We start from the raw sequence: 12,894 nt of genomic DNA, 5'->3' as shown, positions 1-12,894 counted from the left end.
TGTACAACCTCCATAGAAAGACGATCCTTTTTAGCAAACCGTTAAGAATTAGCAACTGTTAAGTTAACGCATATGCGTTTCCAGCCATTCACAAATGTCGTGTAATGCGCTGTCAAAGTGCTGATAAAGCGGTTCACTTTTGATGGCTAAAAGCTTGCCGTCGGCAGAAGAATCCGCAATCAGCCTGGCTTCGGTCTTCGGGCTGAAGATATCGCTTTCCCAGTAGGCAGCCAGCATTGGCGTCGGTGTTCTGCGCCCTAACAACCCCTGCGTTTTCAGAGAATATCGATTAAGTTCGGTTTTCAGCGCGGAGTCCGACGCCGTCGACATTCCGATGCGGCTCGCCAGCACGTCCATGTACATATCCGGCACCTGTTCCTGACATTTTGGATCGCTCAGCAGCGTATGTACCAGCGCACCCAGCGTCGCTACAGCCCGCACACGGCGCGGTTCAAGGTACGCCAGACGCACGGCGACGTTCGCCCCAAAACGATAACCCAGCAGGCTGACGCGGCTGGCATCCACCCACGGCACATCCGCAAGCTGCATAAGAACCTGCTGATGCAGGAAGCTGGTGTCCTGCGTCAGTTTCCATTTTGAGGAAAAACCGATCGACGGCATGTCGATGGTGAGCATCGCAATGCCCATCGGCGCGAGATAAGAACGGAACAGGCGCTGATGGTCACTCTGTAGCGTGTCCAGACCGCCGCACACCATGACAGTGGGGAACGGCGCTTTGCCTTCGTTCGGCAGATGCAGGAAACCGGTGATCGGCGCGCCGCCGGGGATTTTGAATTCCAGCTCTTTCAGGTCATACGGCGAATGCTCGGAGGATTTCTCAAACGCTTTATTGGCCAGCACTTCCGCCTGTTCAGCCAGCGTATCGCCTTTCAGATGCGGATAACCGGCAATGCTGTAAAGGTTCGCGGCTTTCAGCCAGTATTCACTGGCGAGGTGGGCGTCTTGCTCTTCCACCGCTTTTTGCTGCCAGAGCATGGCCTGATTCGACCATTCATAAATCCAGTTACCGTTGCGATAACCAATGACGGTATCGAGCAATAACGGGTCGCTGTGCTCGGCTTTGGAAACGGCAATCCGCGACAGCACTTCTTCCACTTCCAGCGGATCAACGCCACGCCACATCCACATCAGACGGTTGATTGTCCGGTACCAGCAATTCACCGTGTCACCTTCCAGCGCTGAGTGCATCGGCGGGTGGGTATTGTGATGATGAACGCGATGAACCAGAGTCGAGGTTTCCGGATATTTGAATGACGGTTTGAACAGTTTTTCCGTGAGATTGACTGGAGCCATGATGCGAGATCCTCCGTTAGCAAGCAGCTTTTCGCCCGCAGGCGAACATTTCAGGCAGGGATTATAACCCGCCCACGTTGCGACAAGACAGGAGTGAGGTCAAGCGGAATGGATTTCAGGGCAACAAAAGCAAAACGCCCGGCAATGCGCCAGGCGTTAAAAAGGAGTCACTGCATCCTCTAAATCATTCTTGCTGGATCAAGGCAGCGCGAAGGATGACGAGGATTTATTTGCCAACCAGTGGCGGGACGAATACCACGCCCATATCCCACGGCTGTTCAATCCAGGTGTTCTGCGGGATATCCACCACGTAATCGTCAACCAGCGGCGCACCGGCAGGTTTGGCGAAGATCGTGATGAAATGCGCTTTCGGATACATTTCGCGGATCGCTTTCGCGGTGCCGCCGGTATCGACCAGATCGTCGATGACGATGAAACCTTCACCGTCGCCTTCTGCGCGTTTCAGCACTTGCATTTCACGCTGATTGTCGTGGTCGTAGCTGGAGATACACACGGTATCCACATGACGGATGCACAGTTCGCGAGCCAGCAACGCTGCAGGAACAAGACCGCCACGGCTGACGGCAATAATGCCTTTCCATTGTTCTGCCGGCAGCAGGCGTTTCGCCATCGTGCGGGCGTGGATTTGCAGCATGTCCCAGGTTACAACGTATTTTTCGCTCATAAAGGTGTCCCAGCCAGTGAATTGACGGCTTCTAAAAATGTATTCGAGGGGAAAAAAGGTTGCGCAGGATTATAGTGAGTCCAGCCTACAAAAACCAGCGGTTATAGTACCGCCAGCCCGCAAAAATCCTGCATTTTCTCCCCGCGCCCGCGCACAGGTTAAGATTAAGTGATATTGTGTCAGGCCACTCGCCACACAGTCTGGCGGGGATTACTTAACCTTAAACCTACAGCATCTCAATCAGCTCCCCTGCAAATGGAGCCTGAATGAGCTGACTGTTACAGGAGACTTATAGTGTCTGAACTGTCCCAGCTTTCGCCACAACCGTTGTGGGATATTTTTGCCAAAGTATGTTCAATTCCGCACCCTTCTTATCATGAAGAAGCGCTGGCAAAACACATCGTTGAATGGGCTCAGGAAAAGGGTATCCACGCTGAGCGTGATGAAGTTGGCAACATTTTGCTGCGTAAACCGGCCACCCAAGGCATGGAAAACCGCAAAGCCGTTGCCCTGCAGGCTCACCTCGATATGGTGCCGCAGAAAAACAACGATACTGTTCATGATTTCACTAAAGATCCGATTCAGCCGTTCATCGAAGACGGTTGGGTAAAAGCCCGCGGCACCACGCTGGGCGCAGACAACGGCATCGGCCTGGCTTCTGCACTGGCGGTTCTGGCTGATGACAGCGTAGAACACGGCCCGCTGGAAGTGCTGCTGACCATGACCGAAGAAACCGGCATGGCGGGCGCATTTGGCCTGCAACCGGACTGGTTACAGTCTGAAATTCTGATCAACACCGATTCTGAAACCGAAGGCGAAATCTACATGGGTTGCGCCGGCGGGATTGATTTTACCGCCACGTTGCCACTGAGCCGCGAAGCGGTTCCGGCCGGTTTCACCACGCTGAAACTGACGCTGAAAGGCCTGAAAGGCGGTCACTCCGGCGCGGATATCCACCTCGGTCTGGGCAACGCAAGCAAACTGCTGGTGCGCTTCCTGTCTGAGCACGCTGACACCCTCGGCCTGCGTCTGCTGGATTTCACCGGCGGTACGCTGCGTAACGCGATTCCCCGCGAAGCCATCGCGACGCTGGCGATTGCAGCCGATAAAGCTGATGCACTGAAAGCCGCTGCACAGGAATTCCTGGCAACGATTCAGTTCGAACTGTCTGCTGTTGAGAAGAAAATCGCTTTCGTTGTTGAAGCGGCAGAAAGCACAGCGAAAGCGCTGGGCAAAGACAGCCAGAGCAAATTTATTGCGCTGCTGAACGCGACGCCAAACGGCGTGATCCGCATGAGCGATGACGTGAAAGGCGTGGTAGAAACCTCCCTTAACGTCGGCGTTGTCACCATGAAAGATGACGAAGTGGCGATCAACAGCCTGATCCGTTCCCTTATCGACAGCGGCAAAGAATACGTCGTCAGCATGCTGAATTCACTGGGTGAACTCGCAGGCGCAAAAAACCTGGCAAAAGGCAGCTACCCTGGCTGGAAACCTGAGCCAAGCTCTCCGGTAATGAAACTGGTTCGTGAAACCTACGAAACGCTGTTCAGCAAAACCCCGAACATCATGGTGATCCACGCCGGTCTGGAATGCGGTCTGTTCAAAAAACCGTACCCGGACATGGACATGGTTTCCATCGGGCCAACCATCACCGGGCCACACTCGCCGGATGAGCAGGTTGAAATCGCCAGCGTTGAGCTCTACTGGAAACTGCTGACAGCACTGCTGAAAGCGATTCCTGAACGTAACTAATTGTTTTAGCTGCTCCCCCTGCGAAGGGGGAGGTCGGGAGAAGTTTAGCGATCAACTCATAAGTCGTTTGCTATACCCCACCCCAACCCTCCCCTTCGCAGGGGAGGGAGCTTAAATCCAGTAGCAACTGCCGTTCTATCTGCGGGTCCTGCAACGTGACATGCAACCCGACCAGACGCACACCCCGCCCGCCGCGCCGCTGTTCCCACGCTTCACGCGCCACTTTCAGTAAATCTTCTTTATTCAGCACCGGCCAGACGTGTTCCTGCGTAGTCTGCTGGAAATCATGGAATTTGAGTTTCACGCCCTGACGCGCGATGCGTAAGTTCGGGCTGACCCGGCTCAGGCGCGTTTGTAATTCAGGATATAAGCGTTCGATCAGCGCCACGCACTCTTCCCAACTGTGAATATCTTCCGCCAGCGTGCGTTCGACGCCGACAGATTTCCGCAGCCGCCCGGCTGAAATTTCACGCTCGTCGATGCCCTGACAACGCTCCCACAGCACGCGGCCAAATTTGCCAAACTGTTTCAGCAGCCTCGCTAAATCATAGCGCTGCACGTCGCCGCAGGTGATCAGCCCCTGCTCCTGCAATCGCTGGGCGGTGACTTTGCCAACGCCGGGGATTTTACTCAGCGGCAGATCCAGTAAAAAAAGCCTCAACCTTGTCTGGTGTAATCACAAACTGGCCGTTGGGTTTATTCAGGTCTGAGGCAATTTTTGCCAGAAATTTGATAGGTGCAATGCCCGCCGAGGCCGTCAGATTAATTTCATCAAAAATCGCCTGACGAATTTCAGCGGCGATCAGCGTCGCGGAGCCATTGCATTGGGTCGATTCTGAAACATCCAGATAAGCTTCGTCGAGTGACAGCGGTTCGATCAATGGCGTATAACGCGCAAAGATTTCGCGGATGTGGTTTGAGGCTTCTTTATACGCCTCCATTCGGCCGGGAATGACCTTCAGGTGCGGGCAAAGCTTGAGGGCCATTCCGGTCGGCATCGCGCTGTGTACGCCGAATTTACGTGCGGGATAATTGGCGGTGCTGATGACGCCACGCCGGTCGCGGCTGCCGCCGATGGCAACAGGAATGTCGCGCAGGGAAGGATCATCGCGCATCTCGACGGCCGCGAAAAAGCAGTCCATATCCACATGAATGATTTTACGCATAGCCCTCCCCTGATGACTGTATAAGTATACAGTTGAATCAGGAGATTTCAAACACAGAAAATGACGGTTAATTTGACTTAATTAATCACCATTAATGGCAACAGAAAGTATTTACATTTCTTAAACTGATTATTCAATATTTGGTGATTGCTAAAAAATTAATCAGTATTAATATGGCAACGTTTCAGACAGACAGTACATAAGAAGAAAATCAGTGGCGGTCTTACAGGCAGTTCATCTGTAGACAAAATAATCAAAATTATTATCAAGCAGGACTTAGAATGATCAGAATCGCGCTGTTTCTTGCGATGCTCCTCAGTTTGCCTTTATTTACAGCAAATTACGCCGTGGCCAGCGATGCTGTCCCGGTCAACGCGACGCTTAAAAAACAATTGTTAGGTGCTCCCGTTTATATCCAGATTTTCAAACAAGAACGTAAACTCGAATTGTATGCGCAGCTCGACGGCGAATATCGTCTGATCGGCGCCTACGGCATCTGCGATTTTTCGGGTGGTTTAGGAAATAAGCGTCGTGAAGGTGATTTTAAAAGCCCGGAAGGTTTCTATAACGTGGACATTCACCACCTGAAACCGGACAGCCGCTTTTATCGCGCCATCAACATCGGCTTCCCGAACGCGTATGACATCTCACAGGGCTATTCAGGTAAGTATCTGATGATCCACGGCAACTGCAAATCTATCGGTTGCTACGCGATGACTGACGGTTATATGGATGAAATTTTCACGTACGTGCAGGCGGCTTTCCAGTTCGGCCAGCGCAACGTGCAGATCAGCATTTATCCGTTCAAAATGACCGATGCCAATATGCAGTCGCACAAAAACTCAAGCTACATCACGTTCTGGCGTCAGCTACAGCCGGGCTTTGCGTACTTTGAGAAGCACCATCAGCCACCGAATGTCGTGGTGACTAACGGGCAATATGAAGTGCTGCAACCGTTATCAAACATCCCGCTGCCTTCACAGCTGGCGTTCGCCCCGGTGAAATAATGCGAATTCACCTGGAGCAATTTTGTTCCAGGTTTCGTTTGCCGTCAGCGGTTGCGTGGCAATCACGGTGACGACATCATCCGGTGTCGTCTGCTGCTGAAAATCAATTTCCACATCCTGATCCAACACGTTGCCTTTCCGAAAGGCGCACGCCGCGTGATCCAGTGCAGATTCGTCGAACAATAGGCCATCACAAAATGCCCGTCCGACAACAGCATATTAAACACGCCCTTCTGCCGTAACTCATCCGCCAGCGACGCAATATACCGGAACACCGGCGGCCAGCTTGCCGGTCGGCGCGGATAACGCTGGGTGAGTTTATGCAGCAACCAGCAAATGCGTATTCACTGTCGGTCTGGCCGATCGGGCGCAATGTGCCGGTATCCAGCTGACGGTAACCGCGAAGCTGGCCGTTGTGCGCGTAAGTCCAGTTATGGCCCCACAGTTCGCGGGTAAACGGATGGGTATTCTCCAGCGCCACTTCGCCACGGTTTGCCTGACGAATATGGGAAATCACCGCACAGGATTTGATCGGGTATTCCTGAACAAGACGGGCGATAGGCGAATTAAAACTCGGCATCGGATCTTTAAAAGTACGACAGCCATTCCCCTCGTAGAAGGTAATGCCCCAGCCGTCTTTATGCGGGCCAGTCCCGCCACCGCGCTGCACTAATCCGCTGAAACTGAAACAAATATCAGTTGGAACGTTAGCGCTCATCCCGAGCAATTCGCACATCTCCCGCCTCCTTTACAGCAAAGGCATTACGCCTTCGCCATCTCTTTTTCGATTAACAGAATCAAAATGTGGATCACTTTAATGTGGATTTCCTGCACGCGGTCAGCGAAACCAAAGTGTGGCACGCGAATTTCCACGTCGGCAAGAACCGTCCATTTTTGGCCGCCGTCTTTACCGGTCAGGGTAATGACTTTCATGCCTTTGGCGCGCGCGGCTTCAATCGCTTTGATCACGTTACGAATTGCGGATGTGGAGATGCCCAACAGCACATCGCCTTTCTGACCCACGGCTTCCAGATAACGGGAGAAGATATATTCGTAACCGAAATCGTTGCCCACGCAGGAGATGTGGCTGACGTCGGAAATCGCAATCGCCGGGTAGCCCGGACGGTTTTCACGGTAGCGCCCGGTCAGTTCTTCCGCAAAATGCATGGCGTCACAGTGTGAACCGCCGTTACCGCAGGAAATCACTTTCCCGCCCGCCTTGAAAGATCGGCACAGCCTGCTGCACGTTGATAGACTCAATATTGCCGGATCCGCTGATGAATTTATTCAGCGTAGCAGCAGCTGTCGTTTCAAGGCGGGCGGGAAAGTGATTTCCTGCGGTAACGGCGGTTCACACTGTGACGCCATGCATTTTGCGGAAGAACTGACCGGGCGCTACCGTGAAAACCGTCCGGGCTACCCGGCGATTGCGATTTCCGACGTCAGCCACATCTCCTGCGTGGGCAACGATTTCGGTTACGAATATATCTTCTCCCGTTATCTGGAAGCCGTGGGTCAGAAAGGCGATGTGCTGTTGGGCATCTCCACATCCGGCAATTCCGGTAACGTGATCAAAGCGATTGAAGCCGCGCGCGCCAAAGGCATGAAAGTCATTACCCTGACCGGTAAAGACGGCGGCAAAATGGACGGTTCTGCCGACGTGGAAATTCGCGTGCCACACTTTGGTTTCGCTGACCGCGTGCAGGAAATCACATTAAGTGATCCACATTTTGATTCTGTTAATCGAAAAAGAGATGGCGAAGGCGTAATGCCTTTGCTGTAAAGGAGGCGGGAGATGTGCGAATTGCTCGGGATGAGCGCTAACGTTCCAACTGATATTGTTTCAGTTTCAGCGGATTAGTGCAGCGCGGTGGCGGGACTGGCCCGCATAAAGACGGCTGGGGCATTACCTTCTACGAGGGGAATGGCTGTCGTACTTTTAAAGATCCGATGCCGAGTTTTAATTCGCCTATCGCCCCGTCTTGTTCAGGAATACCCGATCAAATCCTGTGCGGTGATTTCCCATATTCGTCAGGCAAACCGTGGCGAAGTGGCGCTGGAGAATACCCATCCGTTTACCCGCGAACTGTGGGGCCATAACTGGACTTACGCGCACAACGGCCAGCTTCGCGGTTACCGTCAGCTGGATACCGGCACATTGCGCCCGATCGGCCAGACCGACAGTGAATACGCATTTTGCTGGTTGCTGCATAAACTCACCCAGCGTTATCCGCGCCGACCGGCAAGCTGGCCGCCGGTGTTCCGGTATATTGCGTCGCTGGCGGATGAGTTACGGCAGAAGGGCCGTGTTTAATATGCTGTTGTCGGACGGGCATTTTGTGATGGCCTATTGTTCGACGAATCTGCACTGGATCACGCGGCGTGCGCCTTTCGGAAAGGCAACGTTGTTGGATCAGGATGTGGAAATTGATTTTCAGCAGCAGACGACACCGGATGATGTCGTCACCGTGATTGCCACGCAACCGCTGACGGCAAACGAAACCTGGAACAAAATTGCTCCAGGTGAATTCGCATTATTTCACCGGGGCGAACGCCAGCTGTGAAGGCAGCGGGATGTTTGATAACGGTTGCAGCACTTCATATTGCCCGTTAGTCACCACGACATTCGGTGGCTGATGGTGCTTCTCAAAGTACGCAAAGCCCGGCTGTAGCTGACGCCAGAACGTGATGTAGCTTGAGTTTTGTGCGACTGCATATTGGCATCGGTCATTTTGAACGGATAAATGCTGATCTGCACGTTGCGCTGGCCGAACTGGAAGCCGCCTGCACGTACGTGAAAATTTCATCCATATAACCGTCAGTCATCGCGTAGCAACCGATAGATTTGCAGTTGCCGTGGATCATCAGATACTTACCTGAATAGCCCTGTGAGATGTCATACGCGTTCGGGAAGCCGATGTTGATGGCGCGATAAAAGCGGCTGTCCGGTTTCAGGTGGTGAATGTCCACGTTATAGAAACCTTCCGGGCTTTTAAAATCACCTTCACGACGCTTATTTCCTAAACCACCCGAAAAATCGCAGATGCCGTAGGCGCCGATCAGACGATATTCGCCGTCGAGCTGCGCATACAATTCGAGTTTACGTTCTTGTTTGAAAATCTGGATATAAACGGGAGCACCTAACAATTGTTTTTTAAGCGTCGCGTTGACCGGGACAGCATCGCTGGCCACGGCGTAATTTGCTGTAAATAAAGGCAAACTGAGGAGCATCGCAAGAAACAGCGCGATTCTGATCATTCTAAGTCCTGCTTGATAATAATTTTGATTATTTTGTCTACAGATGAACTGCCTGTAAGACCGCCACTGATTTTCTTCTTATGTACTGTCTGTCTGAAACGTTGCCATATTAATACTGATTAATTTTTTAGCAATCACCAAATATTGAATAATCAGTTTAAGAAATGTAAATACTTTCTGTTGCCATTAATGGTGATTAATTAAGTCAAATTAACCGTCATTTTCTGTGTTTGAAATCTCCTGATTCAACTGTATACTTATACAGTCATCAGGGGAGGGCTATGCGTAAAATCATTCATGTGGATATGGACTGCTTTTTCGCGGCCGTCGAGATGCGCGATGATCCTTCCCTGCGCGACATTCCTGTTGCCATCGGCGGCAGCCGCGACCGGCGTGGCGTCATCAGCACCGCCAATTATCCCGCACGTAAATTCGGCGTACACAGCGCGATGCCGACCGGAATGGCCCTCAAGCTTTGCCCGCACCTGAAGGTCATTCCCGGCCGAATGGAGGCGTATAAAGAAGCCTCAAACCACATCCGCGAAATCTTTGCGCGTTATACGCCATTGATCGAACCGCTGTCACTCGACGAAGCTTATCTGGATGTTTCAGAATCGACCCAATGCAATGGCTCCGCGACGCTGATCGCCGCTGAAATTCGTCAGGCGATTTTTGATGAAATTAATCTGACGGCCTCGGCGGGCATTGCACCTATCAAATTTCTGGCAAAAATTGCCTCAGACCTGAATAACCCAACGGCCAGTTTGTGATTACACCAGACAAGGTTGAGGCTTTTTTACTGGATCTGCCGCTGAGTAAAATCCCCGGCGTTGGCAAAGTCACCGCCCAGCGATTGCAGGAGCAGGGGCTGATCACCTGCGGCGACGTGCAGCGCTATGATTTAGCGAGGCTGCTGAAACAGTTTGGCAAATTTGGCCGCGTGCTGTGGGAGCGTTGTCAGGGCATCGACGAGCGTGAAATTTCAGCCGGGCGGCTGCGGAAATCTGTCGGCGTCGAACGCACGCTGGCGGAAGATATTCACAGTTGGGAAGAGTGCGTGGCGCTGATCGAACGCTTATATCCTGAATTACAAACGCGCCTGAGCCGGGTCAGCCCGAACTTACGCATCGCGCGTCAGGGCGTGAAACTCAAATTCCATGATTTCCAGCAGACTACGCAGGAACACGTCTGGCCGGTGCTGAATAAAGAAGATTTACTGAAAGTGGCGCGTGAAGCGTGGGAACAGCGGCGCGGCGGGCGGGGTGTGCGTCTGGTCGGGTTGCATGTCACGTTGCAGGACCCGCAGATAGAACGGCAGTTGCTACTGGATTTAAGCTCCCTCCCCTGCGAAGGGGAGGGTTGGGGTGGGGTATAGCAAACGACTTATGAGTTGATCGCTAAACTTCTCCCGACCTCCCCCTTCGCAGGGGGAGCAGCTAAAACAATTAGTTACGTTCAGGAATCGCTTTCAGCAGTGCTGTCAGCAGTTTCCAGTAGAGCTCAACGCTGGCGATTTCAACCTGCTCATCCGGCGAGTGTGGCCCGGTGATGGTTGGCCCGATGGAAACCATGTCCATGTCCGGGTACGGTTTTTTGAACAGACCGCATTCCAGACCGGCGTGGATCACCATGATGTTCGGGGTTTTGCTGAACAGCGTTTCGTAGGTTTCACGAACCAGTTTCATTACCGGAGAGCTTGGCTCAGGTTTCCAGCCAGGGTAGCTGCCTTTTGCCAGGTTTTTTGCGCCTGCGAGTTCACCCAGTGAATTCAGCATGCTGACGACGTATTCTTTGCCGCTGTCGATAAGGGAACGGATCAGGCTGTTGATCGCCACTTCGTCATCTTTCATGGTGACAACGCCGACGTTAAGGGAGGTTTCTACCACGCCTTTCACGTCATCGCTCATGCGGATCACGCCGTTTGGCGTCGCGTTCAGCAGCGCAATAAATTTGCTCTGGCTGTCTTTGCCCAGCGCTTTCGCTGTGCTTTCTGCCGCTTCAACAACGAAAGCGATTTTCTTCTCAACAGCAGACAGTTCGAACTGAATCGTTGCCAGGAATTCCTGTGCAGCGGCTTTCAGTGCATCAGCTTTATCGGCTGCAATCGCCAGCGTCGCGATGGCTTCGCGGGGAATCGCGTTACGCAGCGTACCGCGGTGAAATCCAGCAGACGCAGGCCGAGGTGTCAGCGTGCTCAGACAGGAAGCGCACCAGCAGTTTGCTTGCGTTGCCCAGACCGAGGTGGATATCGCGCCGGAGTGACCGCCTTTCAGGCCTTTCAGCGTCAGTTTCAGCGTGGTGAAACCGGCCGGAACCGCTTCGCGGCTCAGTGGCAACGTGGCGGTAAAATCAATCCCGCCGGCGCAACCCATGTAGATTTCGCCTTCGGTTTCAGAATCGGTGTTGATCAGAATTTCAGACTGTAACCAGTCCGGTTGCAGGCCAAATGCGCCGCCATGCCGGTTTCTTCGGTCATGGTCAGCAGCACTTCCGGGCCGTGTTCTACGCTGTCATCAGCCAGAACCGCCAGTGCAGAAGCCAGGCCGATGCCGTTGTCTGCGCCCAGCGTGGTGCCGCGGGCTTTTACCCAACCGTCTTCGATGAACGGCTGAATCGGATCTTTAGTGAAATCATGAACAGTATCGTTGTTTTTCTGCGGCACCATATCGAGGTGAGCCTGCAGGGGCAACGGCTTTGCGGTTTTCCATGCTTGGGTGGCCGGTTTACGCAGCAAAATGTTGCCAACTTCATCACGCTCAGCGTGGATACCCTTTTCCTGAGCCCATTCAACGATGTGTTTTTGCCAGCGCTTCTTCATGATAAGAAGGGTGCGGAATTGAACATACTTTGGCAAAAATATCCCACAACGGTTGTGGCGAAAGCTGGGACAGTTCAGACACTATAAGTCTCCTGTAACAGTCAGCTCATTCAGGCTCCATTTGCAGGGGAGCTGATTGAGATGCTGTAGGTTTAAGGTTAAGTAATCCCCGCCAGACTGTGTGGCGAGTGGCCTGACACAATATCACTTAATCTTAACCTGTGCGCGGGCGCGGGGAGAAAATGCAGGATTTTTGCGGGCTGGCGGTACTATAACCGCTGGTTTTTGTAGGCTGGACTCACTATAATCCTGCGCAACCTTTTTTCCCCTCGAATACATTTTTAGAAGCCGTCAATTCACTGGCTGGGACACCTTTATGAGCGAAAATACGTTGTAACCTGGGACATGCTGCAAATCCACGCCCGCACGATGGCGAAACGCCTGCTGCCGGCAGAACAATGGAAAGGCATTATTGCCAGCCGTGGCGGTCTTGTTCCTGCAGCGTTGCTGGCTCGCGAACTGTGCATCCGTCATGTGGATACCGTGTGTATCTCCAGCTACGACCACGACAATCAGCGTGAAATGCAAGTGCTGAAACGCGCAGAAGGCGACGGTGAAGGTTTCATCGTCATCGACGATCTGGTCGATACCGGCGGCACCGCGAAAGCGATCCGCGAAATGTATCCGAAAGCGCATTTCATCACGATCTTCGCCAAACCTGCCGGTGCGCCGCTGGTTGACGATTACGTGGTGGATATCCCGCAGAACACCTGGATTGAACAGCCGTGGGATATGGGCGTGGTATTCGTCCCGCCACTGGTTGGCAAATAATCCTCGTCATCCTTCGCGCTGCCTTGATCCAGCAAGAATGATTTAGAGGATGCAGTGACT

5 protein-coding genes and 8 pseudogenes are annotated in these 12,894 nt (G+C 52.8%); 6 read left to right on the top strand and 7 right to left on the bottom strand.

Annotation, left to right across the window (positions count from 1 at the left end):
- Positions 1 to 63 precede the first annotated feature (63 nt).
- Together frsA and gpt (BV494_RS00060) are read right to left on the bottom strand one after the other, a co-directional pair.
- Positions 64 to 1,314 carry an esterase FrsA gene (gene frsA, locus BV494_RS00065; RefSeq protein ID WP_104921000.1) on the bottom strand — a complete coding sequence of 417 codons (1,251 nt, stop codon included), beginning with the start codon at positions 1,312 to 1,314 and terminating at the stop codon, positions 64 to 66.
- Positions 1,315 to 1,540: 226 nt separating this feature from the next.
- Positions 1,541 to 1,999, bottom strand: a complete 459-nt coding sequence (gpt, locus tag BV494_RS00060; RefSeq protein ID WP_056781475.1) for a xanthine phosphoribosyltransferase — start codon at positions 1,997 to 1,999, stop codon at positions 1,541 to 1,543.
- Between the two features lie 294 nt (positions 2,000 to 2,293).
- Here gpt (BV494_RS00060) and pepD (BV494_RS00055) point away from each other — a divergent pair, with 294 nt between their 5' ends.
- Positions 2,294 to 3,754: a beta-Ala-His dipeptidase gene (gene pepD / locus BV494_RS00055; protein WP_104920999.1), complete on the top strand. Its 1,461-nt coding sequence runs from the start codon at positions 2,294 to 2,296 to the stop codon at positions 3,752 to 3,754.
- A 70-nt stretch (positions 3,755 to 3,824) separates the two neighbouring features.
- On the opposite strand, the pseudogene dinB (BV494_RS00050) reads toward pepD (BV494_RS00055), so the two are convergent.
- Positions 3,825 to 4,920: pseudogene (gene dinB / locus BV494_RS00050) on the bottom strand (DNA polymerase IV).
- Positions 4,921 to 5,201: 281 nt separating this feature from the next.
- On the opposite strand from dinB (BV494_RS00050), the gene dpaA (BV494_RS00045) reads away from it, so the two are divergent.
- The gene (dpaA, locus tag BV494_RS00045) at positions 5,202 to 5,927 is read left to right on the top strand and encodes a peptidoglycan meso-diaminopimelic acid protein amidase (protein WP_104920998.1); all 726 of its coding nucleotides are present in this window, start codon (positions 5,202 to 5,204) and stop codon (positions 5,925 to 5,927) included.
- Between the two features lie 42 nt (positions 5,928 to 5,969).
- On the opposite strand, the pseudogene BV494_RS00040 reads toward dpaA (BV494_RS00045), so the two are convergent.
- Positions 5,970 to 6,645 (bottom strand): annotated as a pseudogene (locus tag BV494_RS00040) (class II glutamine amidotransferase); the annotation flags it as partial.
- A gap of 44 nt (positions 6,646 to 6,689) precedes the next feature.
- Positions 6,690 to 7,218: pseudogene (gene lpcA / locus BV494_RS00035) on the bottom strand (D-sedoheptulose 7-phosphate isomerase).
- Positions 7,219 to 7,236: 18 nt separating this feature from the next.
- On the opposite strand from lpcA (BV494_RS00035), the pseudogene lpcA (BV494_RS00030) reads away from it, so the two are divergent.
- Positions 7,237 to 7,696, top strand: a pseudogene (lpcA, locus tag BV494_RS00030) (D-sedoheptulose 7-phosphate isomerase); the annotation flags it as partial.
- Between the two features lie 26 nt (positions 7,697 to 7,722).
- Positions 7,723 to 8,491: pseudogene (locus BV494_RS00025) on the top strand (class II glutamine amidotransferase).
- On the opposite strand, the pseudogene dpaA (BV494_RS00020) reads toward BV494_RS00025, so the two are convergent.
- A pseudogene (gene dpaA, locus BV494_RS00020) lies at positions 8,462 to 9,185 on the bottom strand (peptidoglycan meso-diaminopimelic acid protein amidase). The pseudogenes BV494_RS00025 and dpaA (BV494_RS00020) sit on opposite strands and share 30 nt — an antisense overlap.
- Before the next feature lie 281 nt (positions 9,186 to 9,466).
- Between dpaA (BV494_RS00020) and dinB (BV494_RS00015) the strand changes: the two are divergent.
- Positions 9,467 to 10,560, top strand: a pseudogene (dinB, locus tag BV494_RS00015) (DNA polymerase IV).
- 70 nt (positions 10,561 to 10,630) lie between these two features.
- On the opposite strand, the pseudogene pepD (BV494_RS00010) reads toward dinB (BV494_RS00015), so the two are convergent.
- Positions 10,631 to 12,085: pseudogene (pepD, locus tag BV494_RS00010) on the bottom strand (beta-Ala-His dipeptidase).
- A gap of 281 nt (positions 12,086 to 12,366) precedes the next feature.
- Between pepD (BV494_RS00010) and gpt (BV494_RS00005) the strand changes: the two are divergent.
- The gene (gpt, locus tag BV494_RS00005) at positions 12,367 to 12,834 is read left to right on the top strand and encodes a xanthine phosphoribosyltransferase (RefSeq protein WP_255414962.1); all 468 of its coding nucleotides are present in this window, start codon (positions 12,367 to 12,369) and stop codon (positions 12,832 to 12,834) included.
- Positions 12,835 to 12,894: the final 60 nt, after the last annotated feature.

It is taken from the genome of Rahnella sikkimica (genome assembly GCF_002951615.1).
Lineage (GTDB): Bacteria > Pseudomonadota > Gammaproteobacteria > Enterobacterales > Enterobacteriaceae > Rahnella > Rahnella sikkimica.
The sequence above is the reverse complement of the archived record's forward strand: the minus strand, read 5'-3'. Positions and strand labels throughout refer to the sequence as shown.

Excerpts from the sequence above, each read along its gene's own strand:
- frsA (WP_104921000.1), bottom strand. The coding sequence starts at position 1,314 with ATGGCTCCAGTCAATCTCACGGAAAAACTGTTCAAACCGTCATTCAAA.
- dpaA (WP_104920998.1), top strand. The coding sequence starts at position 5,202 with ATGATCAGAATCGCGCTGTTTCTTGCGATGCTCCTCAGTTTGCCTTTA.
- gpt (WP_056781475.1), bottom strand. The coding sequence starts at position 1,999 with ATGAGCGAAAAATACGTTGTAACCTGGGACATGCTGCAAATCCACGCC.